This is a genomic window from Bradyrhizobium sp. R2.2-H, assembly GCF_004346455.1.
Taxonomy (GTDB): Bacteria; Pseudomonadota; Alphaproteobacteria; order Rhizobiales; family Xanthobacteraceae; genus Bradyrhizobium; species Bradyrhizobium diversitatis.
Genome location: NZ_SMBR01000028.1, coordinates 13,704 through 38,423, shown reverse-complemented (window position 1 = coordinate 38,423; position 24,720 = coordinate 13,704). Strand labels below are relative to the sequence as shown.

The 24,720-nt window shown below is 63.8% G+C and carries 25 protein-coding genes and 1 pseudogene; 17 read left to right on the top strand and 9 right to left on the bottom strand.

Features of this window, described 5'->3' with window-relative positions; translation table 11 throughout:
* The first annotated feature begins 1 nt into the window (after position 1).
* Together EDE08_RS37775 and EDE08_RS37770 are read left to right on the top strand one after the other, a co-directional pair.
* Positions 2-1,186, top strand: a complete 1,185-nt coding sequence (locus EDE08_RS37775; protein WP_245525003.1) for a CaiB/BaiF CoA transferase family protein — start codon at positions 2-4, stop codon at positions 1,184-1,186.
* Between the two features lie 66 nt (positions 1,187-1,252).
* Positions 1,253-2,221 (top strand): Bug family tripartite tricarboxylate transporter substrate binding protein, encoded by a 969-nt coding sequence (locus tag EDE08_RS37770; RefSeq protein ID WP_131874723.1) that lies wholly within the window; start codon positions 1,253-1,255, stop codon positions 2,219-2,221.
* A gap of 11 nt (positions 2,222-2,232) precedes the next feature.
* Here the strand turns inward: EDE08_RS37770 and EDE08_RS37765 are convergent, their stop codons facing one another.
* Together EDE08_RS37765 and EDE08_RS37760 are read right to left on the bottom strand one after the other, a co-directional pair.
* Positions 2,233-3,186 (bottom strand): Bug family tripartite tricarboxylate transporter substrate binding protein, encoded by a 954-nt coding sequence (locus EDE08_RS37765; protein ID WP_131874724.1) that lies wholly within the window; start codon positions 3,184-3,186, stop codon positions 2,233-2,235.
* A gap of 129 nt (positions 3,187-3,315) precedes the next feature.
* Positions 3,316-3,804: a MarR family winged helix-turn-helix transcriptional regulator gene (locus EDE08_RS37760; RefSeq protein ID WP_131874725.1), complete on the bottom strand. Its 489-nt coding sequence runs from the start codon at positions 3,802-3,804 to the stop codon at positions 3,316-3,318.
* A gap of 179 nt (positions 3,805-3,983) precedes the next feature.
* On the opposite strand from EDE08_RS37760, the gene EDE08_RS37755 reads away from it, so the two are divergent.
* Genes EDE08_RS37755 through EDE08_RS37730 form a run of 6 tightly spaced genes read left to right on the top strand, consistent with a single transcriptional unit; the run spans position 3,984 to position 9,568 of the window.
* On the top strand, positions 3,984-4,307 hold the full coding sequence (locus EDE08_RS37755; RefSeq protein WP_131874726.1) for a type II toxin-antitoxin system HicB family antitoxin: 324 nt from the start codon (positions 3,984-3,986) through the stop codon (positions 4,305-4,307).
* A gap of 23 nt (positions 4,308-4,330) precedes the next feature.
* Positions 4,331-5,650, top strand: coding sequence for a Rieske 2Fe-2S domain-containing protein (locus tag EDE08_RS37750; RefSeq protein WP_131874727.1), 1,320 nt, complete (start codon positions 4,331-4,333; stop codon positions 5,648-5,650).
* Positions 5,651-5,660: 10 nt separating this feature from the next.
* Positions 5,661-6,617, top strand: a complete 957-nt coding sequence (locus EDE08_RS37745; protein WP_131874728.1) for a PDR/VanB family oxidoreductase — start codon at positions 5,661-5,663, stop codon at positions 6,615-6,617.
* A 37-nt stretch (positions 6,618-6,654) separates the two neighbouring features.
* The gene (locus tag EDE08_RS37740) at positions 6,655-7,923 is read left to right on the top strand and encodes a CaiB/BaiF CoA transferase family protein (RefSeq protein WP_131874729.1); all 1,269 of its coding nucleotides are present in this window, start codon (positions 6,655-6,657) and stop codon (positions 7,921-7,923) included.
* A complete protein-coding gene (locus EDE08_RS37735; RefSeq protein ID WP_131874730.1) occupies positions 7,920-9,116 on the top strand; it encodes a thiolase C-terminal domain-containing protein in 1,197 nt (398 codons plus the stop codon). Before EDE08_RS37740 ends, EDE08_RS37735 begins: the two co-directional genes overlap by 4 nt.
* On the top strand, positions 9,113-9,568 hold the full coding sequence (locus EDE08_RS37730) for a Zn-ribbon domain-containing OB-fold protein (RefSeq protein WP_131874731.1): 456 nt from the start codon (positions 9,113-9,115) through the stop codon (positions 9,566-9,568). The genes EDE08_RS37735 and EDE08_RS37730 overlap by 4 nt, the downstream gene beginning before the upstream one ends.
* Positions 9,569-9,594: 26 nt before the next feature.
* Here EDE08_RS37730 and EDE08_RS37725 read toward each other — a convergent pair whose 3' ends face one another.
* From EDE08_RS37725 to EDE08_RS37710, 4 genes are all read right to left on the bottom strand, one after another.
* Positions 9,595-10,446, bottom strand: coding sequence for a FadR/GntR family transcriptional regulator (locus EDE08_RS37725; protein ID WP_131874732.1), 852 nt, complete (start codon positions 10,444-10,446; stop codon positions 9,595-9,597).
* 71 nt (positions 10,447-10,517) lie between these two features.
* Positions 10,518-11,285, bottom strand: coding sequence for an SDR family NAD(P)-dependent oxidoreductase (locus EDE08_RS37720; protein ID WP_131874733.1), 768 nt, complete (start codon positions 11,283-11,285; stop codon positions 10,518-10,520).
* Positions 11,286-11,304: 19 nt separating this feature from the next.
* Positions 11,305-11,685 (bottom strand): Zn-ribbon domain-containing OB-fold protein, encoded by a 381-nt coding sequence (locus tag EDE08_RS37715; protein ID WP_245525002.1) that lies wholly within the window; start codon positions 11,683-11,685, stop codon positions 11,305-11,307.
* A gap of 4 nt (positions 11,686-11,689) precedes the next feature.
* A complete protein-coding gene (locus tag EDE08_RS37710; RefSeq protein ID WP_131874757.1) occupies positions 11,690-12,850 on the bottom strand; it encodes a thiolase family protein in 1,161 nt (386 codons plus the stop codon).
* A 97-nt stretch (positions 12,851-12,947) separates the two neighbouring features.
* Here EDE08_RS37710 and EDE08_RS37705 point away from each other — a divergent pair, with 97 nt between their 5' ends.
* The 4 genes and pseudogenes from EDE08_RS37705 to EDE08_RS37690 all read left to right on the top strand — a co-directional run.
* Positions 12,948-14,462, top strand: coding sequence for an acyl-CoA synthetase (locus EDE08_RS37705; RefSeq protein ID WP_131874735.1), 1,515 nt, complete (start codon positions 12,948-12,950; stop codon positions 14,460-14,462).
* Positions 14,463-14,566: 104 nt separating this feature from the next.
* The gene (locus EDE08_RS37700; protein ID WP_165941767.1) at positions 14,567-15,430 is read left to right on the top strand and encodes a tripartite tricarboxylate transporter substrate binding protein; all 864 of its coding nucleotides are present in this window, start codon (positions 14,567-14,569) and stop codon (positions 15,428-15,430) included.
* A gap of 9 nt (positions 15,431-15,439) precedes the next feature.
* Positions 15,440-16,297: a MaoC/PaaZ C-terminal domain-containing protein gene (locus EDE08_RS37695; RefSeq protein WP_165936419.1), complete on the top strand. Its 858-nt coding sequence runs from the start codon at positions 15,440-15,442 to the stop codon at positions 16,295-16,297.
* 61 nt (positions 16,298-16,358) lie between these two features.
* Positions 16,359-16,499: pseudogene (locus EDE08_RS37690) on the top strand (IS256 family transposase); the annotation flags it as partial.
* Positions 16,500-16,661: 162 nt separating this feature from the next.
* On the opposite strand, the gene EDE08_RS37685 reads toward EDE08_RS37690, so the two are convergent.
* Positions 16,662-17,015, bottom strand: coding sequence for a hypothetical protein (locus tag EDE08_RS37685; RefSeq protein ID WP_131874737.1), 354 nt, complete (start codon positions 17,013-17,015; stop codon positions 16,662-16,664).
* Here EDE08_RS37685 and EDE08_RS37680 point away from each other — a divergent pair.
* From EDE08_RS37680 to EDE08_RS37660, 5 genes are all read left to right on the top strand, one after another.
* Positions 17,014-17,406 (top strand): aminoacyl--tRNA ligase-related protein, encoded by a 393-nt coding sequence (locus EDE08_RS37680; RefSeq protein ID WP_131874738.1) that lies wholly within the window; start codon positions 17,014-17,016, stop codon positions 17,404-17,406. The two genes, EDE08_RS37685 and EDE08_RS37680, sit on opposite strands and share 2 nt — an antisense overlap.
* A 393-nt stretch (positions 17,407-17,799) precedes the next feature.
* Positions 17,800-18,840, top strand: coding sequence for a 2-keto-3-deoxygluconate permease (locus tag EDE08_RS37675; RefSeq protein WP_092090551.1), 1,041 nt, complete (start codon positions 17,800-17,802; stop codon positions 18,838-18,840).
* Between the two features lie 29 nt (positions 18,841-18,869).
* Positions 18,870-20,177: a four-carbon acid sugar kinase family protein gene (locus tag EDE08_RS37670; protein ID WP_131874739.1), complete on the top strand. Its 1,308-nt coding sequence runs from the start codon at positions 18,870-18,872 to the stop codon at positions 20,175-20,177.
* Positions 20,174-21,172 (top strand): 4-hydroxythreonine-4-phosphate dehydrogenase PdxA, encoded by a 999-nt coding sequence (pdxA, locus tag EDE08_RS37665; RefSeq protein WP_131874740.1) that lies wholly within the window; start codon positions 20,174-20,176, stop codon positions 21,170-21,172. Before EDE08_RS37670 ends, pdxA begins: the two co-directional genes overlap by 4 nt.
* 150 nt (positions 21,173-21,322) lie before the next feature.
* A complete protein-coding gene (locus EDE08_RS37660; protein WP_131874741.1) occupies positions 21,323-22,090 on the top strand; it encodes a DeoR/GlpR family DNA-binding transcription regulator in 768 nt (255 codons plus the stop codon).
* A gap of 744 nt (positions 22,091-22,834) precedes the next feature.
* On the opposite strand, the gene EDE08_RS37655 is transcribed toward EDE08_RS37660, so the two are convergent.
* Together EDE08_RS37655 and EDE08_RS37650 are read right to left on the bottom strand one after the other, a co-directional pair.
* On the bottom strand, positions 22,835-23,371 hold the full coding sequence (locus EDE08_RS37655; protein WP_131874742.1) for a hypothetical protein: 537 nt from the start codon (positions 23,369-23,371) through the stop codon (positions 22,835-22,837).
* A 12-nt stretch (positions 23,372-23,383) separates the two neighbouring features.
* Positions 23,384-24,703, bottom strand: a complete 1,320-nt coding sequence (locus EDE08_RS37650; protein ID WP_131874743.1) for a hypothetical protein — start codon at positions 24,701-24,703, stop codon at positions 23,384-23,386.
* Positions 24,704-24,720: the final 17 nt, after the last annotated feature.

Genomic DNA, 24,720 nt, shown 5'->3' with positions numbered 1-24,720 from the left:
GTTGAAATCACCGCTCGAGGGCATCCGCGTGCTGGATTTCTCCATCATGCTCGCCGGACCCTACTGCGCCCGGCTGCTGGCCGATGTCGGCGCCGAAGTGATCAAGATCGAGCCGCCGGAAGGCGAGGAGATGCGTCTGCGCGCGCCCCTTCGCGACGGCCAAAGCGCCTATTTCGGTCAGCTCAATGCCGGCAAGAAGAGCATCGCGCTCGACCTCAAGTCGTCCGAGGCGATCAAGCTCGTGCATCGCATGGTCGAAAGCACGGATATTCTGGTTGAGAACTTCCGGCCCGGCGTCATGGAGCGACTCGGTCTCGGATATGAGGCGCTTCGCAAGATCAATCCGCGTTTGATCTACTGTTCGATATCCGGCTACGGCCAGACCGGTCCACAGTCGGAGCGCCCGGCCTATGCAATGATCGTTCATGCCGAGAGCGGTTTCGATCGCGCACTGATGCGATATGCCGGCGATCGCGACCGGCCGGCGGCAGGAGCCGTGTTCGTTGCCGATATTCTCGGCGGCGTTTTCGGGTTCTCGGCGATTCAAACGGCGATGGTACAACGGGAGCGTTCGGGAGCAGGGCAGCACGTCGATGTCGTTCTGATGGACTGCATGCTGAACCTCTTGGTCTATGAGCTGCAGGAAGCGCAGTTCTCGGCGCCGGCGGCGCGCCCGACCTACGGCCCTGTGCGCGCTAGGGACGGCGACGTCCTGATCGCGCCGGTGTCGGCACGCAATTTTGCGGCGCTTCGCGACCTGACGGGCTTGCCGGAGCTTTCGTCCGACCCTCGCTTCATCTCGGTATCGGCGCGCGGTGCGAACTGGATCGCGATGATGCAGGTCATCGAGCGATGGACGATGCAGCACTCCGTGGATGAGTGCCTGGCTGCGCTCGATCGCGCCGGTATTCCAAGCGCCCGCTTTCGCGATCCCGCGGAGACGCTGGATGACCCGCATTTGTCCGCCCGCGGCGTATTCGCGCCGATCGCCGACGTCGCAGGCGAGTTCAAGGGCGTCAACGCGCCGTGGCGGATGTCGGGCGCGCGGACTGAAATCGGCCACGACATACCCGCCATCGGCGAGCACCGGGATGAGATCCTCTCGCGCGTGCTCGGCCTGTCCAAGGATGACGTCGGACAGGCGGCTGCGGCCGGCGCATTTGGGAAGAGTGAGACATCTCCATGATTTGATGCCAAGGCGCGAAATTTTTCGGACTGCAAGATAATCAAAAAACAGCGTGGGAGGATCGTGGTGAAGGTACTAGGTGTTCTGGTTTTCATGTTCGGAGCGGCGATCCTCGTCGCGCCCGCCGCAGCGGACAATTATCCATCGCGTCCGATCCGGCTCATCGTGCCTTATCCCGCCGGCGGTTCGACCGACATCATGGCGCGTGCTCTGCAGGAACCGATGACAAAAATCCTCGGCCAGCCGATCGTCATCGACAATCGCGGCGGTGCGGCCGGCACGACCGGTTCCAACGAAGCGGCTCGATCGGATGCCGACGGTTACACGCTTCTGTTTGCCAACAACGGCCCGATCTCGATCGCGCCGTTGCTGCAGAAGGGCATCGATTTCGATCCGCTAAAGAGCTTTGCGCCGGTGTCGCTGGTTTCCACAGCGCCGCTGGTTCTGGTGGCAAGCGAAAAGGTGCCGGTGAACGACGTCGCCGGGCTGCTTGCCTATGCCAAGGTGCAGAGCAAGCCGTTACTGTACGCGTCTGCCGGACCCGGCTCGCTCGGGCATCTGAGCACCGAGCGCTTCCTCAATCAGGCAGGTCTGCAAATGGTCCACGTCCCATACCGGGGCCAGGCGCCAACGACGCTTGCGATCTTTGCCGGCGAGGTCGACATTCTTCTCACCACCACTTCCGATACGCTGAACGAGCACATCCGCTCCGGCAAGGTGAAACTGCTCGGGGTTTCCTCGCCCGGCCCATCGCCGGTTGCTCCCGGGGCGGCATCCATCGGCAGTGCCTTGAAGGGCTATTCGGTCGAAACGTGGTTCGGCATTCTCGCCCCTGCCGGCACTCCGCCGGACGTCGTGGCCAAGCTCAACGCCGCGCTTGGCACGGTGCTGGCGATACCACAGATACGGGATCGGTTTCTCTCCTATGGCGTCGAGGCCAAGGCCAGCACACCTGCCGAGCTGCACGCCCTGATCGCCGCAGAAATACCGTCCTGGCGCAAGGTGATCGAGGAGCGCAGCGTCAAGACCGAATAGCGGAGACGGTGCTAGTCGAGTGTGATGTTGGCCTCCTTCACCACCTTCGTCCATTTGTCGACATCGGCGCGGATGGTGGCCGCAAAAGCATCCGGGGTTGAGCTCTTCGGTTCGACGCCCAGCTTCTTGAGGGCCTCCTGCACGGACGGCGTCGCGACCGCGCGCGTGACTGCGTCGTTGAGCCTGGCCACGATCTCTGGCGGGGTGCCAGCGGGCGCAAGGATGCCAAACCACACCACGACCTGAAATCCGGGAAGCGCCTCGTTGATGGTCGGCGTGTCCGGAAACAGCGGCGAGCGCTCCGCCGTGCTGATGCCGAGCGATTTGAGCATGCCGGCCTGGACCTGCCCCATGCCTTCAAGCGGTGTGATGAAATAGACCGAAACCTGGCCCGCCAGCGTATCGTTCGTTGCGGGCGCGCCCCCGCGATACGGAATATGCTGCATTTCAATGCCGGCCTGACGACGAAACAGCTCTGCCGTGACATGCGAGGCCGATCCTTGCCCGACCGACGCATAGGTGAGGGCGTTCGGATCCTTCTTGCCGCGCGCGATGAGATCGGAGACGCTGCTGATCCCGGTCGACGGCGCCGTCACCAGCAGGAACGGCACGTCGACGACCTTCGAGATCGGCACGAAATCGCGGACGGGATCGTAGGCGAGCTTCTTGTAGAGGCTCGCGTTCAACGCGTTCGGCCCGAGATTGCCGAATACGATCGTGTATCCGTCCGGCGTTGCCCGAGCCGCTTCTGTCGTGCCGATGATGCCCCCGGCACCCGACTTGTTGTCGATGATGACCGGCTTGCCAAGGATTTCGGTGAGGGGTTGCAGGATCGCCCGCGCGAGGATGTCGGTGGAGCCGCCCGCCGGATAGGGAACGATCATCCGGATCGCACGCTCCGGATACCCGTTGGCCAGACAAGGGACCGCGAACAGGAATGACAGCAGCAGAACCAGTGCGCGCATCAGCGCCTCCCCTCGACGGGCGCTCTATGGCGCCTCGGAAATATATTTAGTACGTATACGTATCGTATCGGCCGAGGGATTGCAACAGCCGTGGCCAGCCAAGCGGCGGCCTGGCCGCGGCTGCGGGACTCAGGCGCCGGGCTCGGGAGGGGGAGACTTCGCGATCGCCAGCATGCAACGCAGGAAATGCGCGCGGTCGTCCTGGCTCAAGGGAGCAAGCATGAGATCCTGCAGCCGGGCCGCGGCCGGAACCACGGCCATCAGGGCGCTGGTGCCCTTGGCCGTGATCTGGACCTGGATGGAACGGCGATCGGCGGGATGGTTCTTCTTGGAGATCAGCCTGCGTGCGGTCATCCGCTTCAGCATTTCGCTGAGCGTATTCCGGTCGCAACTGATGCGTTCTGCAAGCGCGGACGCCGTCATTGGTCCCTGCTGCAGCAGCGCCATCAGGACGCCGAACTGGCGGGGCGTGATGTCGGTTTGCCGCGTTACGCTCTGGTAGAGCCCGTCATATTTGGCTTCGAGCAGGCGCAGCAGAAATCCGATGCCGCTTTCCAGTCTCCACTGATGTGCCAGCGCGGCAACCGGATCTCCAGCTTCGTCCTTTTTGACCGACATGACGCCTAGTTCCCACCTGCTCCAGTGTAACCATCGGTTAGCAGCTTGGCCGTGGCCCCTCAACCGCGGGGACGGGGTTCGCCCCGGCGGCATCCGGACGGTTGCCAGGATCAGGGCGATATGATACGTATACGTATTAAATGGTCGCTCCTAGAATAGAGCCCCAGGGAGGCCCGGCGTTGGATCTACGCGCTCTGTTGTCGATTCCATATCTGCTCGAGGCGGAAGCTGTCGAGACCGAGCCCGGAGAATGGCTCGTCCGTTGCGCTTATCCGGAGCTTCCCGGCTGCGCCGCGGAAGGCGTCGTCGTTGAAGACGTACTGAAGGATCTGGAGCGTCGGCGGATCGAAATGATCATCATGCTGGTCGAGGCCGGAAAGCAGCCACCGATTCCGCGACAGCCGCTTGCTTCATCCGACCCGTTGTGGACCGCGCGCGATCTTGGATTGTCTGATCGGGTCACAGCCTTGCTGGACGCGAGAACGACCCAAAATCGAACCTGACAAAAGCGATCGAGGAGAAAATCATGCTCTCGCACGAGGACAACGAGCGGCTGGTAAGAGTCGGCAAGGGCACTCCGCTGGGGGAGTTATTCCGGCTCTACTGGATTCCATTTCTGCCGTCCGCCGATCTGGCGCGCGATGGACAGCCGAAGCGTATCCGACTACTCGGCGAGGATCTGGTGGCTTTCCGCGACACCGAGGGCCGCGTTGGTCTGGTCGACCAGGCCTGTCCGCACCGGGGCGCGCCGATGGTTTTCGCCCGCAATGAGGATTGCGGCCTGCGCTGCGTCTATCACGGCTGGAAGTTCGACGTCACGGGCGCGGTGATGGACATGCCGGCCGAACCGGTCCGCAGCCGGCTCAAGGAGAGGGTGCGTATCAAGGCCTATGCCTGCCGCGAGCGCAACGGAATGATCTGGGCGTATCTCGGGCCGGATCAGGCCGCGCCTCCGCCGCTGCCGAATGTCGAGTGGAATCTTGTCCCCGAGGAGCAGGTTCACATCTCGGTGCGGGTACAGGAGTGCAACTGGCTGCAGGCCGTCGAAGGCGAGATCGATTCCGCGCACGCGCCGTTGCTCCACGGCCGTCTCGACGCGCAGGGCACCACCAGCGCCTGGATCCAGAAGCGCGACCTCCGCCCGACCTTCGAATGCGTCAAGCAGGATTTCGGCATGAGCATTGCGGCACGCCGGAACTACGACGCCAATACGCTCTACTGGCGCGTCAATCAGTTCATGCTGCCGTTCTACACGCTCGTTCCGCCGCTATCGCCGTTTCCCGATCTGAGCGGTCACGCCTGGGTGCCGATCGACGACGAGAACACGCTCTGCATCATGTTCTCCTATCATCCCTCGCAGCCGCTGCTGGCCAAGACACGCGAGGTTTTCGCGGAAGGGCACAAGGGCCGGGAGAGCGGCCACGCCAGCCGCCACGCGCTGGTCAAGCAGCCGGTGACGGTGCCGTACGCCGACTACTGGACGAAGTACAATCCGCAGAACGGATATCAGTTCGACTACGAGGCACAGCGGACGACATGGTTCTCCGGTCTCCCCGGTCTTTGGGTCCAGGACGGGGCGTGCCAGAGCGGGGTATCGCCGATCGCCGACCGCACCAAGGAGAATTTGTGTTCCAGCGATACCGGCATCGCGATGACCAGGCGGTTCATTCTGGAAGCACTCGGCGCCTATCGCGACCACGGCACCACGCCGAAGGGCGTCACCGATCCGGACGTGTTCATGGTCCGCGCGGTGTCCTTGCGGCTGCCGCCCGAGGACTCCTGGATCGATTCCGGCGCGCCTTTCATGCGGGCGAAGCTCGGCGCGGATTTCGGCTACGAGCTTTGAGCGCTTCGACATGGCCGGCGACCTGCAGGAACTGCGAGTGAAGCGCATCAGCTATGAAGCCGAGAGCATCAATTCCTATGAGCTGGTGCTTCCGGCAGGAGGCGACCTCGCACCCTTCACCGCGGGCAGCCACATCGATCTGCATCTGAAGAACGGCATGATCCGCAGCTATTCGCTCGTCAACGATCAGAGTGAACGGCATCGCTACATCATTGCCGTCAACAAGGATGCTGCTGGGCGCGGCGGTTCGAGCTTCGTCCACGACAGCTTCAAGGCCGGCGATATCGTTACCGTCTCCATGCCGCGGAATAATTTTGCGCTGCGCGAGGATGCGGAATCCTCGCTGCTGATCGCAGGCGGCGTCGGCATCACGCCGCTGGTGTCGATGATCCGGCGCCTGCAAGCGCTGAGCCGCCCGTGGAAACTTTCCTATGCGGCAAGGACGCGACGGGCTGCGGCATTTCTCGGCGAGCTCAGCGCCATCGAGTCGAACGCCCAGCTCCATCTCCACTTTGACGATGAGCATGGCGGGCGCCCTCTCGATCTTGCCGCCATCGTCGGAAATGCGCCGGCCAGCGCGCATCTCTATTGCTGCGGCCCGGTGCCGATGCTGGAAGCTTTCGAGAAGGCCACCGCAGGCCGTCCGGCGGGGCATGTCCACGTCGAGTATTTCCAGGCCAAGCAGGCGCCGTCCGTCGACGGCGGATTTGAGGTCAGGCTGGCACGCAGCAATCGCACGATCCCGGTCGAGCCGGGCAAGACCATTCTGAATGCCGTTCTCGATGCCGGCGTCATGGCCAATTACTCCTGTTCGGAAGGCGTTTGCGGGACCTGCGAAACGCGGGTGATCGAGGGAATCCCCGATCACCGCGACCTATTCCTGAGTCCGGAAGAGCAGGCAGCGAACAAGACCATCATGATCTGCTGTTCGGGATCGAAGTCCGGCACGCTTGTGCTCGATCTTTGACCGGATCATATCGGAACAAAACCATAAGGGTGGAAAGATGCTGGATCGGATCGAAGCGGACTTTCCGGAGCACACGCCCCGAACAACTGATGCGCCCAGGACGCTTGCCGGGATCAGGGTCGTGGACTTCTCGCATTTCATTGCAGGTCCGTTCGCAACGATGATCCTGGCTGACATGGGCGCCGAGGTGATCAAAGTCGAGGCCCCTGTGCGTGGCGACGACCTGCGGCGCTACCCGCCAATCGACGCCAGGTTGAACTATGGTGCGCCGTTCCTGTGGACCAATCGCAACAAGCGAAGCGTGGCGATCGATCTGAAATCGCCCGAGGGCGTTGGGGTCGCGCGGGACCTGATCCGTACGGCGGATGTCGTGGTCGAGAATTTCTCCACGGGGGTCATGGAGCGCTTCGGGCTCGGTTACGAGAGTTGTCGTCAGATCGCGCCGTCGATCATCTATTGTTCGGTCTCCGCCTACGGCAGAGAGGGACCTTTCTCGGACCGGCTCGGCTTCGATCCGATCGCCCAGGTCGAGAGCGGGTTTGTATCCATGAACGGCTACGCGGACCGCGAAGGCGTGCGCGCGCTGTCGCCGGTCATGGATATCAGCACGGCCATGATGGCCAGCAATGCCGTTCTCGGCGCACTTGTCGCACGCGAACGCAGCGGCATCGGTCAGGCCATCGAGGTATCGCTGTTCGACACTGCCGTTCTGATGACCGGCTATGCGTCGCTGCAGCAGTTGTTCACTGGAACGGACCCGCAGCGCCACGGCAACACCAGTCCGGACACTTGCCCCTCGGGGGTGTTCCAGGCCGCCGATTCCACTTTTTACATCAACTGCGGCAACGACAAGATTTTCCAGCGCCTGATGTCGCAGGTGATCGGTCGTCCCGATCTTGCATCGTCAGATCTCTATGCGACCGGAGCCGATCGCATTCGCCGACGCGATGAACTGTTTGCGATCCTACGCGAAGCGTTCGCGCAGCATCCCTGGTCGCGCTGGCAGTCGAAGATGCGCGCCGCGGCCGTGCCCTGCGGCAAGGTCCGGACCGTCGGTGAGGCGATCCGGTCTCCGGAAGCGCGCGAGCGCGGCATCGTTACGCGGATTCCTCATGATGAAGTGGGGTGGATCCCGAATGTCAGCCTGCCGATCCGCTATTCGCAGACGCCGGTCGTCGACCCCGTCGCCGCTCCTGCCGTCGGCCAGCATACCGAGCAGGTGCTCCGCGATCTGCTTGGCTATGATGAAGCCCGCCTCGCGCGGTTGGCCGAGGCAGGCGCCTTTGGTGCCGCGGTCAAGGCATGACGGCGCGGGCAACAGGCGAACGCACGCTGCGGGGCCGCGTTGCCGTGGTCGGGATCGGCGAGACGGATTACTATCGCCACGGCGCATCGCCCGACTCCGAATTCAAGCTGGCCCTCAAGGCGATCCTGGCAGCCTGCAACGATGCCGGGCTCGACCCGCGCGAGATCGACGGGTTCTCGTCCTACAGTGACGATCGCAGCGATGCGGCGCGCCTGGCGGCAGCGCTCGGGGTACGCCGGCTGAGCACGACCACGATGCAATGGGGCGGGGGAGGCGGGGGCTGCTGCGCGGCGGTGGCCAACGCCGCTGCTTCGATCGTTGCTGGCCTCGCGGATTGCGTCGTGGTGTTCCGTTCGCTGGCGCAAGGGCAGTACGGACGCTTTGGACAGGCCGGCGGTATCGGCACTATCTCAGGCGAGAGGGCCTATCTGATGCCGTACGGCGTGCTGGCGCCGCCGCAGCGTTTTGCGATGCGCGTGCGGCGCTACATGCATGAGCATGGCGTGCGGCAGGAAGCCATGCAGGCGATTGCGCTGGCCTCGTACCATCATGCGCAGTCGAACCCCCGCGCGGTGATGTTCGGCAAGCCGCTCGATCCCGAAAAGTACAACGCCTCGCGCTGGATTGCCGAGCCGTTTCATCTCTTCGATTGCTGCATGGAGAATGACGGCGCCGCTGCGATCATCCTCGTGCCTGAGGGGCGCGCCGGCGATTTCCGCAACAAGCCCGCCTACATTCTCGGTGCGGCCACTGGCGCCGGATACCGCAGCGGGACGATACCGCATAATTCACCGCAATATGCCAGCGCCAGTTTCGGGACGCTCGCGCCCGCGCTGTACCGCATGGCCAGGATCAGTCCCGCCGAGGTCGACGTCGTTCAAAGCTACGAGAATTTTACCGGTGGCGTGGTGATGGCATTGGCCGAGCATGGCTTCTTCAAGCCCGAGGAGGCGAACGATTTTCTTGTGCTCGACAATCTGATCGCGCCATCCGGGCGGCTTCCGCTGAATACCAGCGGCGGGAATCTCGCCGAATGCTACATGCACGGCTTCGAGCTGGTAATCGAGGCGGTGCGCCAGATCCGCGGCCAGTCGGTCAACCAGGTCACGCGCAACGACGTGGCGATGGTGATCGGCGGGCCGATGGTGACGCCGGCCAGCAACCTTCTCCTTGGCTCCGGAGCAACGCTATGAGCGACACTCCGCGCGCGACCTATCTTCCCGAAGGGCTGCCGATTCCGGTCCCCGAAAACGATGGATTATCGGCACCGTATTGGGCGGGGTTGCAGCAGAACCGCCTCTTGGTGCAGTGCTGCCCGCACTGCGCGACGTGGCAGTTCGGGCCGGAATGGCTTTGCCACCACTGCCATTCGTTCGACGTCGAATGGACCGAGATCGAGCCGCGCGGCCGCATCTTCAGTTGGGAGCGCGTCTGGAGTCCTTCCCATGACGCATTGCGTGGGCGTGGACCTTACCTCGCCGTCCTGGTGGAGCTGCCGCATGCCGGACATGTGCGCATGGTGGGGAATCTGCTCGGCGATCCCCTGCAAACCATCAACATCGGTACCGATGTCCAGGGCGTATTCGAGCATCACCATGACTCCATGCCGCGATATTCATTGCTGCATTGGCAAACCACCGGATAAGGGCGGTGAGGTGAGGCCAACCGACGTCAGGCCGGCGCACGCGCGCGGCGGCGGGCGTCGCCGCGCAGCCGGACTTTCTCGGTGTTCAGCAGGTGCTCGTTCAGTTTGATGAGATAGCTGCGCATCGTCTCACAAGCGCCCTTGGTATCCTTGGCCTTGATCTGTTCGATTAGCCGCAGACGAGAGGCGATCACCGGGTCATGGGCGGGCGGCCCGGCGATCAGGACAAAGCGGCGGATCACGGATGCCATGGCTTCCAGAATCGCCGACATCACCTGGTTGCCGGTCGAGTTTGCCAGCAAAGTGCTGAACTCGACGGCCTTCAAGGTCCGTTCCTCGTAGCGGCCCTGCCTCGTCAACTCGACGGTCTCGGCCACATTTCTGCTCAGCCGTTCGATATCCGCGAGCTTGGCGCGCTCGCATGCGGCTCGTACCACGGCGTCCATCACCATGAGCCTCGCCTCGAGCAACGTCGCCAGCGACACATGACCGAAGTCGAGCATGTCACGGAACGTACGGGTGACCTGCCCGGCGCCGCTCCGGGTGATGAAAGCACCACCCCGGCTTCCCTTTCGCATTTCGACGATGCCGGCGATCTCGAGGCTGCGGATGGCTTCGCGCAACGCGGTGCGGCTGACATCGAGCATCTCGGACAATTCGCGCTCGGACGGCAGCCGGTCGCCGGCTTTCAGTTCGCCGCTGACGAGCTTGTCGCGGATCGCATCGCAGATCTCCTCGAAGATCCGGCGGGTCTTGATGGGACGGAAGGGCTTTCCGGCAGATCGGCTATCCCTGTGATCACCAGCCGATGGTGCCGACGTGCCGTCCGCAGTCTTTCGACCGGTACGCGGCTCTGGCCTGGATCGTTGTTGCGGCATGAGTCGTCCCTGGGGTTATCAGGTCTTCATCAGCCCGCACCAGCCCCTTTGCAAGAGCTTCCGCTGGCTGATCAGATAGATATGTGGAAACCGCCGTTGACCGCGATGTGCTGGCCGGTGATGTAGGAGGCGGCGTCCGAAAGCAGGAAACAGACCGGCTGCACCACTTCTTCGGGCTGGGCCCAGCGACCCATCGGAATGCGGGCCAGTATCCCCTCGCGGAACTTGTCGCCACGGATGGTCTCGGTCATGGGTGTCTCGACCACGCCGAAGCAGACTGAATTGGTTCGGACCCCGAACTTCGACCACTCCTTGGCCGAGGTCATCGTCATCCCCAGCATGCCGCTCTTGGCGGCGGCATAGTTGATCTGGCCCATCGCGCCGGCACGCCCTGCGTCGGACGAGATATTGACGATGGAGCCGACGTTGGTCTCGCCGCCCTTTGCGCGCTGCAGCATGGTGCGTCCCACCGCCTGGGTCCACAGGAACGCTCCGGTCAGATGCACCTCGATGACCGTGTTCCATTGCGCAAGCGTCATCTTCTCCGACATCGCCGGCCGGGTGATGCCGGCATTGTTGACGAGGCCGTGGATCGCGCCGAACCGCTCGACGATCTTCTCGACCGCATCCGTTGCGAACGCCTCGTCCGTCACGCTGCCGGTGATGGTCATGAGTTGGCGATCGGACGTATCGTAGGTCGACAGCGTTTCGCGATTGAGGTCGATGGCAACTGCGTTGGCGCCGAGTTCTCGCGCCAGGTTGATCGCGGCACGGCCGATGCCCTGGCCCGCACCGGTAACGACGACAGTCTTGCCTTCCAGGGAAACGATGTTGCGCATGGCTTTGCGTCCTCAAGCTTCAGATCAGAGTGAACATCGGCGCGAGTGTGCCGTCAGCGCCCGGGCGAACGACCAGGCGGACGGCTGCGCCGTTCGACAAGGCACTCGGCGGACTGTCGACTATCGATGTCATCAGCGTCGGGCCCTCGTCGAGCGTGACATAGGCAAGAACCGGCAGGTCCTTGGCCGCGCGCAGCACACTGTAGGCGTAGATCGTTCCGGTGCCGCGGCTTTCGAGCCATTCCGTGGCATCCGAGAAGCAGAAGGGGCAGCCTGCGCGCGGATAGAAATGCGGCTGCCGGCAGTGCGTGCACGTCTTGATCAGCAGCTTCCCGTCGCGAAGAGCCTCGAAGTAGGGCTGGATTTCGGGATTTGCGGATGGAACAGGGGTTTGCGACACGGGATTACTGCCTCTCCAGAATGACGGTGGCACTGCCATGGCGCGTTCCGAGCGAGCCTCCGGTGCCATGCGCCAGGGCCAGCGCGCAGTTGGGCACCTGCACGGGGGGATGGGCCTCGCCGCGCAACTGACGGACGGCCTCGAGCACTTTTGTCATGCCGCCCAGATTGCCGGGATGGTTGTTGCAAAGGCCGCCGCCGTCGGTGTTGAAGGGCAGCTTGCCATGTCCCGAGATCAGATTTCCGTCGGCCACGAAGCGGCCGCCCTGGCCCTTGGCACAGAAGCCGAGATCCTCCAGCGTCATCAGCACCGTGATGGTGAAGCTGTCGTAGATCGAGGCGTATTGGATATCTGATGGACGGACGCCGGCCTCTTCGAATGCGCGCGGTCCCGACCAGACGGCGCCGCTGTAGGTAAGATCGATCCTGCCACCGGCGGAATGCTTGATCGCCTCGCCGGCCCCGCGAATGCTGACGACCGGCCTTTTGAGGCTTCGCGCGACTTCCGGGGCGACGAGAACGATGGCGCCGCCGCCGTCGCTGATCACGCAGCAGTCGAGGCGATGCAGGGGATCTGCCACCATCGGAGAATTCAGCACGTCCTCGACCGTCACGACGTTCCGCAGCATGGCGTGTGGATTGTGCTGAGCATGATGGGATGCCGCGACCTTGATCCAGGCGAGTTGTTCCGATGTGGTCCCGAACTCGTGCATGTGACGATTGGCGGCAGCGCCGTACATCGTCGCGATCACGGGATTAAAGGGCGCCTCGAACGGCGCGTCCGCCGTTGCGCCAGGCGCCGGACGGATCTGGCTTTGGCCGGCGGCGCGGGGCCGGCCTGCCAAGGTGATCAGGGCGACGCTGCATTTTCCGAGCGCGATTGCGGCCGCGGCATGGCCGACCGCCAGAACATAGGCGGAGCCGCCGGTATCCGTCGAATCGACATGACGCGGCTTGAGGTTGAGGTACTCGACCATGTTCATCGGACCTAGCCCGGGCGCATCGCCGGCGCAGAAATAGCCGTCCACGTCGTCTTTGCTGAGGCCTGCGTCGGCAAGCGCGCCGCGCGCGACTTCGGCGTGGATCTGGGCGAGCGACAGCCCGTCGGCCTTCCGCGTCGGGTGCTCGTAGATACCGGCGATGCAGGCCTTGCCCCGAATGCTCAAAGGCATCTCCATCTCAATTGGTCTATTGATCTAATGGTCAGTCCATTATATTGATGCCAAAGTCAAGTTGGGCAAAAGACCCGCGGACGGAGGAAATGTGAGCGACGAAACCGCGACCATCATCGTCGGTGAACGCACCCGCTCGAAGTCCGAGCTTCTGGCGCGCGGCCGCCGGGCCGCCACCGGACTTGCGAGGCTCGGCGTTCGCGAGAACGACGCCGTAGCGCTGCTGCTGCGAAACGATTTTGCCTTCCTCGAAGCGACCCATGCCGCGAATGCCATCGGCGCCTATGCGGTGCCGTTGAACTGGCACGCAAGCCCCGACGAAATCATCTATATGCTGGGAGATGCGAAGCCGAAGGTGCTGGTCGTGCACGCCGACTTGCTCGCCCCGGTGCGCCGGATCATTCCGGCAGCATGCGAGGTCCTTGTCGTGTCGAGCGCAGATGCTGGCAATCCCGTCGCTGTGCAGGACGGCGATCAGGATTGGGACCGCTGGCTGGATGCACAGCCGGAATGGGACAGGCCGCCGCTGCCGCCACGCTCGTCGTGGATCTACACCTCTGGAACGACGGGCCGGCCCAAGGGCGTCCGTCGCGAACCGGCAACGCCTCAACAGGCCGCGGCGATGCGCGATCTGTTCCGTGTCGTCTATGGCTGCCGCGAAGGAATGCGCTCATATGTCGGCGGACCGCTCTATCACGCCTCGCCCAACGCCTTCGCGAGGCAAGGCCTGGCGCTGGCCGAAACGCTTGTGCTGTCATCGCGCTTCGATCCTGAAGAGCTGCTCCGGCGGATCGACCGCCACCGCTTGACGACGCTGGTGATGGTGCCGACGTTCTTTGTGCGGCTGCTCAAGCTCCCGGAAGAGGTGCGGCGCAAATACGACGTGTCCTCGCTTGAACTCGTGCTACACACGGGCGCGCCGTGTCCGCCGGATGTCAAGCGGGCGATGATCGCCTGGTGGGGACCGGTTCTCGTCGAGACCTACGGCGGCTCCGAGACCGGCGTTGCCACGATCTGCACCTCACACGACTGGCTCTCCCGACCCGGAACCGTGGGGCGTGTCGCTCCCGGCGGCACGATCAAGATATTCGACGAGCAGGGCCGCGAATTGCCGCCGGGCGTCAGCGGCGAGATCTACGCACGCTCGCCGGCCTATCCGGATTTCAACTATCACGGCCGCGATGATGATCGCCGTTCCGTGGAAATCGACGGTCTGATCACCTGCGGCGATGTCGGTTACCTCGATGCCGACGGCTATCTGTTCCTCAACGACCGCAAGCGGGACATGATCATCTCGGGCGGGGTGAACATCTATCCCGCCGAAATCGAAGCAACGCTTCAAAGCTGTCCGGGCGTCCAGGACTGTGCGGTTTTCGGTATTCCCGATGACGAGTTCGGCGAGCGCATCTATGCGGCCGTTCAACGCGACGCGGGCGCGGCGCTGACTGAAGACGATGTCAGGAATTTCGTCCGCGGACGCCTGGCGGCATTCAAGGTGCCGCGCGAGGTGGTCTTCCACGACACGTTGCCGCGCGAAGAGAGCGGCAAGATCTTCAAGCGAAAGCTGCGCGAGCCGTTCTGGGCCGGACGTTCAACACGAATTTGAGAGGGACCATGCTTACGCGACGTTCACTCATGAGAAGTGCCGCCGGCATTGCAACACTTGCCGCGACGCCCGTGCTGGCGCAATCGCCATGGCCCAGCCGGCTGTTGAAGATCGTCGTGCCGCTGCCGCCGGGCGGCGTGATGGACGGCTTGACGCGCGTCGTGGCCGACCGGCTGGCGCAGCGCCTGGGCCAGTCCGTGATCGTGGAAAACAAGCCGGGCGCCAACGGCATGATCGCAGCGAGCGCGGTCGCGGGGGCGGACCCCGATGGCTACACCATCCTCTCCACCATGAGCTCGATTGTCCAGAACGTATCGTTGCACAAGTCACCGAGCTACAAGATGTCGGACCTGGTGCCGTTGGCGCCTCTCGGCCGCTTGCCGATCGCGTTCATCGTGCCAAAGACGCTCGGTGTAACGACTCTGCGGGACTTCGTCGAGAAGGCCCGTAGCAGCCCCAAACCCCTGAGTTACGGAACCTACGGCCTCGGTTCGAGCGCGCATATCATCGGCGAAGTGCTGATGAAGAACACCGGCATCAAATTGCTCCAGGTGCCGTATCGCGGCGAGGCGCCGGCGCTGACAGCGATCCTTGCCGGCGAAGTGGACAGTGCCTTCGTATCGGTCGGTGGGGCAGTAGCTCAAAGGGAGAGCGCACTGACGCTGGCGATCGCCAATCCGGCGCGTATGAAGCGCTATGCCGATATACCCACCTTTGACGAGGCGGGATTTCCCGTGCTCGGCCTGACCGGGTTTAGCGGCTTCTTCGCACCGTCGGCCGTGCCCAGGCCCGTTGCCGATCGGCTCACCAGGGAATTGCGGGAAATTGTCGCGCTCCCTGATGTGAATTCCAGACTGCTCGATCTCGGGTTTGAGGATATGAGCGACGTCACCGATTTTCCGGGCTTTGTCGACGATGAGGTCAAGCGATGGGCCTCCGTCATCCACGAATTCAATATCAGCATCTAGGATATCCCGGTGGCCATCAACCTCGAGGCGCTCCAGGCGCTGGAGATCACCGACATGCGGTTTGCGTATGGGGAGCGCGAGACGATGCTGTACGCGCTCAGCATCGGCATGGGACGCGATCCGCTCGACCTGCGCGAACTGCCGTTCGTCTACGAAGGCGCCGCGCTGCAGGCGGTTCCCACGATGGCGGTGGTGCTCGCATCGACCGGGATAATTCGCAAGACCGGCGTTGACTTCACCAAGGTTCTGCATGGCGAGCAACGGCTCACCCTGCATCGTCGGCTGCCGGTCGCAGGCGAACTGCTGGCGAATTCGCGCGTCGCGGCTGTCTATGACAAGGGCGCCGGCAAGGGTGCCGTATTGCTGCTCGAAACGACCGCGCGATCGGCAGCAGATAACGCGCCCCTGTTTACGTTCGTCATGACGATCATGGCGCGCGGTGACGGCGGATTCGGTGGGCCTCAAGGTTCGGGCCCCGAGCCGCATCAACTGCCGGAGAGGCCGCCGGACCAGACCGACACGTTCGAAACGCGCCCGGAGGCGGCGCTGCTCTATCGCTTGAACGGAGATCGCAATCCGCTCCACGCCGATCCGAGGGTGGCCGGCCGCGCAGGGTTTGCGCGACCGATTCTTCACGGGCTCGCGACTTACGGGATTGCCTGCCGTGCCGTGCTGCGGACGATCTGCGACTGCGACGCGGGACGGGTGGGATCGTTCGATGCGCGCTTCTCCGCGCCGGTTTATCCAGGCGATCGCATCGTGACCGACATGTGGACCGACGGCGACGTCGTGTCGTTTAGATGCCGCGTCCCTGATCGCGATGTGATCGTCCTCACCAGCGGGCGATGCCTCTTGGCCCGATCATGATTTTCGAAGCACCGATTGGGTCCAGCTATTGCGGTTCGTTCCGATGTTGTTCGCGCGACTCGCGGTGCGCGCCCTCGTCGGGGCGACCCTGCTCGAGCAAAACGACGAGCGAGCGGTCCAGCGCGGCCGCTACACGACACTGGAAACGATCGCCCCGTTGGGCGATGATCCCGCCGTCAGCTTCCCGGCAATCGCCAGCTGACCGATCCGGTCAGGAAATTTCTCTCGTTCAGGGTGTATGCAAATGGCAAGATCGACGCCCGCACGATGATTCTAGACGCGGTCAATGACGTCGTTCTCAAGAATGCGGCATTCGATTGCGAGGTTGGAAAAGGCGCGACATTCCATTGGTGACGTGCGGTCGTTAGGCGGACTGGTCGACCAGACTGCCGGACGGCTGGCCCCTCTTCTCTAGCCGCTGTTCGATGGCTTCCCTAATTTTCTGCGCCGGCGCCGCTACTCTCTGGTCCGGGGTCATTTTGGCGAGATCGGCCTCGATGAGATTCATGCTCTTCAGAATGCCGGCCCGCATACGGTCGAGGGGAATCATCTTCGCGTATTTCAGGAAGTCCTGCTCGACGCTGCTGCCGCCCAAACCGCCATCTTCTTGCTCACGAGAGCCCCCCTCGTCGGTAGCCGACGGCTTCGATGCTCCGCGCGATGCGCCCGCTTTTGCAGGCTGGTAGCCGAAGATTGAAGCTCCCGTCGTGACTTGCATGTTCGGCCCCTCAAGACGATCGCAAAGCCGAAGCAACGTGCATGGCAGCATGCGGACGCGCGCCTTCGAGCAAGACGATGCCCATGCGTTCTGCCGCGGGCCGAACGTGGAGAACGATGTCGCTTGCTTCATCGTCTTGCTGGGCGAGGTCTACCGAGACCTCGGTTTTCTCTCCTACGAGGTGGCGCTGGCCACGCGGCGGGCGGCGCGCGCCGGCGACGACGCGATCTGGAATTGGTCAGAGGCGAAGCTCGGCGATGCCGGCGCGGCAATGCGGCCTTGTGCCTCAATCAATCCCGGCAAAGGCGCGTTCGACGGACCGAAGCTGGAATTCGCGTGGCGCGTGAAATGGCGGTGCCGGAGATGGCCATCGTCGCCGGATGCGAGATGAGGGACGTCCAGGTAAGCCTGCGCGAGCCGACGGCTTACAGGCCGACGTTCCGCTCACCGAGGCGGTGTCCCGCCTGCAGGCGAAGGCCCGGCCGGGCGCCCTTGCGGCCAGAGCATGCGACGACGGTCTGGGCTTCGGTGGGTGTTGCCCCAAGCAAGCGTTTCGACCATCTGCGCGATGAGCACCATGCCCAACCTCTCATGGCCCAATTCCCTGGCATTCTCCCGCGAGCAAAATCAATCGCGTCTGACGGAATCGGGTCAGTTTTGCGTAAAATGCGCAATTAATCTTGAATATTGCGCGATATGAGCATATACGGCCAGAGACTTGCTCGTTTTTTGGCGAAACGCGCAAAATGATCGGAAGTGTGTGGTGTGCGGGAGGACAACAAAGATGCAGGTTCCAATTAAGCGGGCGATCGAGAGCGTGCCTGGCGGGATGATGGTGGTCCCTCTGTTGGTCGGGGCGCTTATTGCCACCTTCTTTCCCGATACCCCGAAGTTTTTTGGCTCCTTCACCGGCGCACTGTTCTCTGGAGCGCTGACGATTCTCGCCGTGTTCTACGTTTGCATGGGCGCGAGCATCGACTTCCGCGCGACCCCCTACATTGTGAAGAAGGGCGGCACCCTGTTGATCGTGAAGGTTGGCGTGGCCGTTGTCCTCGGCCTGATCTTCGGCCGCATTTTGGGAGAGACGCCGGTCGCAGCTGGTATGTTCGCGGGTGTCTCGACGCTCGCGATCGTCGCCGCCATGAACGACACCAATGGCGGTCTCTATATGGCATTGATGGGCCAATATGGACGTCCGCGTGACGTCGGCGCCTATACCGTCATGTCGCTGGAGAGCGGTCCTTTCCTCACCATGATCACTTTGGGCGTCGCCGGCCTCTCGGCATTTCCATGGCAGACCCTCGTGGGCGCTATCCTGCCTCTGGTGGTGGGTATGATCATCGGCAATCTCGACAGAGAGATGCGCGACTTCCTGAGCCGCGCGGTGCCTGTGATGATCCCGTTCTTCGCCTTCGCGCTCGGCGCCGGCCTCGATCTGTCGAAGGTTTGGCAGGCCGGCCTGCTCGGCCTCGGCATGGGAGTGGCCGTGGTGGTCGTGACCGGCATCCCGCTGTTCCTCGCCGATCGCATCACTGGCGGGAATGGTGTCGCGGGTGTTGCGGCGGCCTCGACGGCCGGTAATGCGGCGGCCGTCCCGGCGATTGTCGCCGCGGCGAATCCGGCCTATGCGGACGCGGCGCGGCCTGCGACTATCCTCGTCGCGGCGTGCGTCGTGGTGACCGCAATCCTCGTGCCGATCGTCACCGCCTGGACAGCCCGCGTTGTTGGTCGCGACGTCGAGGAGCCTGCGGAAGAGAACAACGTGGCTTCTGCCGGCAAGATGACCCCCGCGGCGCGCTCGGTTGTCACTGAGGCAAGTCACTGACACAAAGTCACCGAAGCAGGTCGCTGAAGATGGCCCCTAAAGCGCTTTCGAGCGAAGTGGATGCCGGTTCGCGTCAGGAAAACGCATCAAGCCAAAGCTGGCTGATCGTCGCTGACGATCTCACCGGTGCCGCGGACTGTGCGATCGCCTTCGGCAGAAGGGGGCGCGCGGCTGCGGTGACGTGGGGTGAGATGACCGACGCATCGGGCTACCAGCTGCCCGTCCTGGCCTACGATGCCGCGAGTCGAGGCCTTTCGGCCGGGGCCGCTGCAGCCCGCCATGCCGATGTGCTGGCGCGCCTGGGCGAAGGCGGACGTATTCTCTTCAAGAAGATTGACTCGACGCTGCGGGGGCAACCTGCAGCAGAGATTGCAGCCGCGCTTGCGCATCTCAAGTCACGGTCGGGTCCGGCCTTCGGCGTGTTCGCGCCGGCCTTTCCGGCCACCGGCCGCACCACCATCGACGGGCGTATCCTGGTCAAAGGCCGCCCCCTCGAGGAAGCCGAGGTCTGGCGCCGCGACCACACCTACCCGAACGCCGATCTTGTCGACGTTCTCGCGACCGCGGGCGTCCGCGGTAAGAAGGTCAAGCTCGCTGCCGTCCGCGGTGGCGATCTCAAGGCCACGTTCGCGAGGCTCGCCCGGGAGGGCGACGTGGTCGCGGCCTGCGACGCCGAGACTGAACACGATCTGCGTTTGATCGCGCGGGCGAGCCTGCATGCTTCGCCTGCAACCTTCTTCATCGGCAGCGCGGGCCTCGCGCACGCCCTGGCCGGCCTCGAAGCCAGCCATGCCATCGAGCCATTGCGCATTCCGACGAGCGCTTCCGGCACCCTGATCGTGGTGGGCTCGCTCGCCGGCGCATCTCGCGCCGCCGCGCGCGAGCTCGATGCGACCGGCACCGTGGCGCATTTCCCGGTCGCGCCGGAGACGCTGCTCAACGATGGTGCCGGCAGGGCGGCGCTCGCTGCGGACGTGATGAAACGACTTGCCGGCGGCGGCGATACACTGGTTGAGATCATGGTGGATGATCACCCCGACATGTCGCTCGGCCCGCAGCTCGCCAAGGGGCTCGCCGACGCTCTTGAGGCCGTCGCACCCGCGATCGGCGCCTTCGCTGCGACCGGCGGAGAAACCGCGGCGGCGATGCTGTCGCGCTTCGGCGTCAACGGCATCCGTCTTGCCGACGAGATCGAGCCGGGCGTGTCGCTCGGCCTTACTCTTGGCCGATTGTCTGTTCCGATCGCCACCAAAGCGGGCGCGTTCGGTGACGAGAACAGCCTCATCCGCATCAGCGAGCGGCTTCGCGCCGTCCGAACCAGAGGAAGTTTCACATGACTCGTCCGACCATTGCGATCACCATGGGAGATCCGGCCGGTATCGGGCCCGAGGTGATCATGAAGGCGCTGGCGCAGCCGCAGGTGCAGGCGATCTGCAATGCGCTGGTGATCGGCGACTCCAACCGTCTGCGCAAGGCCGGTCAGATCGTCGGCGTGCCGCTCAAGGTCGATGCGTTGAGCGACGCGAAGCAGGCGAATTTTGCGTCGAAGGCCGTGCAGTGCGTTGACCTGAAGCTTGTGCCGGACGATCTGCCGTTCGGCAAGGTGTCTGCGACGGCAGGTGAGGCGGCCTATCGCTATATCGAGAAAGCGGTGCAGGTGGTGCAGGCAGGGCTCGCGCGGGGCATCTGCACCGCGCCGCTTTCGAAGGAAGCGCTCCATGCGGCCGGCCACAAATATCCCGGCCATACCGAGCTCCTGGCGCATCTGACCGGCACGCCGGAAGTGTCGATGATGCTGGTGTCGCCGAAACTCCGCGTCATTCACGTGACCACGCATATCGGCCTGCTCGATGCGATCGAGAAGATCGAGCCGGGCCTCGTCGAGCGTGTCATCGCACGCGGACATGACGTACTGGTGCGCGCCGGCATCGCCAATCCGAAGATCGGCGTCTGCGCCATCAATCCGCATGCCGGCGAGAACGGGTTGTTCGGTCGCGGCGAGGAAGCCGCGAAGATCACGCCGGCCGTGGAAGCCTGCCAGCGCAAGGGCTGGGACGTGCGCGGCCCCCTGCCTGCCGACACGCTGTTCTTCCTGGCCGGCCGCGGCGACTACGACATGGTGGTCGCGATGTATCACGATCAGGGCCATGGACCCATCAAGGTGCTGGGGCTGGAAGCCGGTGTGAACATCACTGTTGGTCTGCCGGTGATCCGCACCTCGGTCGATCACGGGACCGCCTTCGACATCGCAGGCAAAGGCATTGCCGACGAGCGCAGCCTGATCGAGGCGCTGCGGCAGGCGGTCGATCTAGCGCCGAAGGAGGCGGTTTGAGGGGGCTGCGCGGGTTCCTCAGGATGACGAGCGAGATGCGCGTTGAGCACTGACATTGCGGGGCCGATGCATCGTGGTATCCGTCGGCCGTGCCGCGAAGCCGATACGTCGAGTTCGGTTGACGGCAATGAATCCGGGGGCTGAGGTTCGATGTCGATGCGCAGCAAGGAGCGTCACGCTCGTCTGTTGGAAGCACTGAACGCGGGAGAGATCGATGTCGATGATCTCGCGCGGCGCTTTGACGTCTCCGCTTCCACCGTGCGGCGCGACCTCCAGCATCTTTCCAAGAACAATGCCGTGCGCCGCACCTATGGCGGCGCCATTCTCACCGCCCACGCGAACGAGACGACGCTCGAGCAGCGCCTCGCGGTTCAGGGCAAACAGAAGCAGGCCATCGCGCGCGCGGCGATCGATCTGATCGAGGATGGCGACACGCTGATACTCGATGCCGGCTCGACAGTCGCAGCCTTCGGCCGACTGCTGCAGCAGCGGCGGCTGCGCATCATCACCAACAATCTTGCGCTGCTGCCTTTCCTCGCCAAGGCTCCGAGCATAGAGCTTGTGGTGCTGGGCGGCGCGCTGCGCACCACCAGCATGAGCACCATGGGTCCGCTCGCCAATGAGGCGCTGCGGCGCATGACCGCGGACCACGCCGTCATGAGCGCCGACGGCGTGGTGAATGGCCGTGGCCTGTGCGAAGCGGATCTCGAACAGGTTGCACTGAAGTCGCTGATGATGCAGCAGTCGAAGGAAGTCATCGTTCTCGCCGACGCCAGCAAGCTCGGCCGCGCAGAACAGATGGCCTGGGCGCCGCTGCCGCCCCGCTGGACTCTGGTGACTGATGTCGGCGCATCTGAGCAGCAGTGCAAGCGTCTCGCCGATGCGGGAGCGCGCGTGATCGTTGCCAGCGTTCGCTGAGCCGGCATCGCAATTTTTCGCGTGATTGGAGAAAGATATCGACCCGAGGCAGGGTTGCGATAAGGAATCGCCGAACTGGAGCGCAATGCGGTCAAGTTGAATGGCCATATGCCAGGTTGCGAAGCGTCCGCCAAAGCCTGTGCTGCGACAGGATTGTCGTACCTGGAATCCGGCCGTTGCAGATCTGTCAGAAAAACATACAAAACATGGAAACGATTTGCCTATCGTCTGAGTAAGCCAATCCCCAAGGTGGGATCTGGACGGCAGCCGCCGCCTACAACAAAAGTGCGTGAATGCCGTATTTTGGCGCGCAAAGCGCCCCAAGCCTATCAGGCAATGCAAATACTAAGATCGTGCGACGAATGCCTACTTTCAGCTGGATAAGCCAAGTGGTGCGACCAGCAAGCGTGCCGCTGGCGAGCTCCTCTTCTACGCCGTGCCGCTGACGAAGGGCAAATACGACACGGTTCAGGAGTTCAGGTTTGGGGGTGGCACCTCGTTCCAGTTGGACGCCCGCCGCTGCATGTCGAGAGAGGATCGCGTCTATCTAGGAGAGAGCCCGTCCAATGCCACGCTCACAATGAGCAGGCGGCGCGCCAGCATCGATGTCGATGCCAGTGTCGGAGAATTGGGCACGCGGAGCTGCGCGGCTGCGGCCTTGCCGTGCGGGGGCCGGACGATCGCGGTCGCGGCGCCAGAGCACCGCCTGGCGCTCCGCGCAGCCTCGCACCGCGCTGGCGGCCCTTAGTTCATCATCGCAAGCACCGGACGCCGGCCTTCGCTGGACTCGATGATGCCGGGGAGATCGGTGGCCTCGCCGGCGATCATGCCCGACATCTGCCAGAACAGGTACGCAAGGCGAGATAACACTATCCGCTCGCGCTCGGCAGCAACGGTGCCGTCAGGAATCGTCACGGTCTCCAGGCCGACCACCTTCTTGAAATCCGGCCAGATCACCATCGATTGCGCGATCACGGAGTAGCAGCGCGGATCGTCGTCGCTCTCGTCACACGCCGACGGCAAGCCCGGATATTGCACCGGCGCGGCGTAGAACTTGTAGGCGCCATAACCGAGCTGGAGCAGCAGCTTTTCGGGAACTGCGACATCGGCCGCAAAGGATATCAGCCGTGCTTCGTTCAGCACGTCAGGCTCGATCGCGCTGAGGTCCGATGCGCGGAGCGCCGAGCAGAAGGAGAGATCGCGATTGTGCTCGCGGAGCAGATTGGCCAGCGGCTGCTGTTGTTGCACGGTGTCGGTGAGCAGGATGATGGTCTTGAGCATCTCGGATCTCCGTCAGGGGAAAAGTCGGCGTGCGGACATGACCGCGTCGTCGGAAGCGTGGGCGGCGAAGAAGTCGTTGGTGATGCGCTGTCCCGGCGCGATCTCCAGGACGCAGTAGCGCGCCTGCGCGGCGGCCTCGCGCGCGGCGCCGACGTCGTCCTGCCAGGCGCAGAGCGACAGCTCGAGCCGGCCGTACCCGCCGCAATCGGCGGCATAGGCGCCGGTCACGGCCTCCACAGTCGCGGCCACCGCGCCGGCATCGCTGGCCGAGACGTTGCGCAGGATCACGGCGATGCCGTTGCCGGTCCCGGCTTTCGAGGTCATCACCATGAAGGCGTCGCGGGCGCCAGTGCGTCCGGCGCGACGGGCGGCACGAACCATGCTCGCAAAGCCAAGATCGGGGCCGAGCTCCAGCGTCGTCGTCTGCTGGTCATGCAGGATCGTGGCGCGCGAGGCGCCGAGGTCGCCTTTTAGTGCGTGATAGGATCGCGGCAGCCATACGGTGTCGAGCGGCACCTGCGACGACGTCAGGCTCCAGGCCTGGTCGAGCAGATAGCCCTCCCAGATCGCGGGATAGGACGCGGCGAGCTGCTGCCATGTGCGCAGCATCATCTCCGCAGCTTTGGTGCGGCCGAGATAGAGCGTGCGCGCCGACATCTCCCAGCGATTCCACTTGTGCAAGGCCACGTCGCAGCCGAGGAAGGACGGCAGCAGCGGCGCCTCGCGCACCACGGCGCCGGCTTCGACGAACAGCAGCGGCTCGCGATATTTGGTCCACGTCCGCATCATGAACTCGGCCTTTTCGAAGCAGAGGATGCGGTCGCTGAGCTGGGCTTCGATCGGCTCGATGTGGCAGGCGAGGTCAAACCGCTCGAGCGAATGCCGGAGTGCGAAGGCTGCGGTTGCGTCGCCGCCGCGCGGATAGCAGGAGACGATCCGCGGACGCAGGGGAGATGAATCGGCGGCAGAGAGGAATTTCGACCAGCCGATGCCGCCCCACCACATCTCGTGCGGTCCGTCCGAGCCGCAGGGGCCGACAGTGCCGAACTCGGTCAGCTTCGACTTGAGGAAGTCAAAGCCCGGATTTTCGCTTCTGGGAATGACGACGGCGCAGCCGGGCGTTAGCGAGCGGTAGAACAGCTCGGCGGCCGCGCCGCTTGGCGGCTCCCGAAGAATGATGACGCCGTTGCGCCGCCCCTCGTTTAGCCCATCGAGCGTCGGCGCACCGTATCGGCTGACCAGCCAGGCCAGACGGTCGTGCTGGGCCTCGCCGAGCCGGATGCCGCCGGATTGCAGGAGCCGATCAAGATTCGCGTGCGTCTCGTCGGTCAATTCCGTGCCCCTCGCGT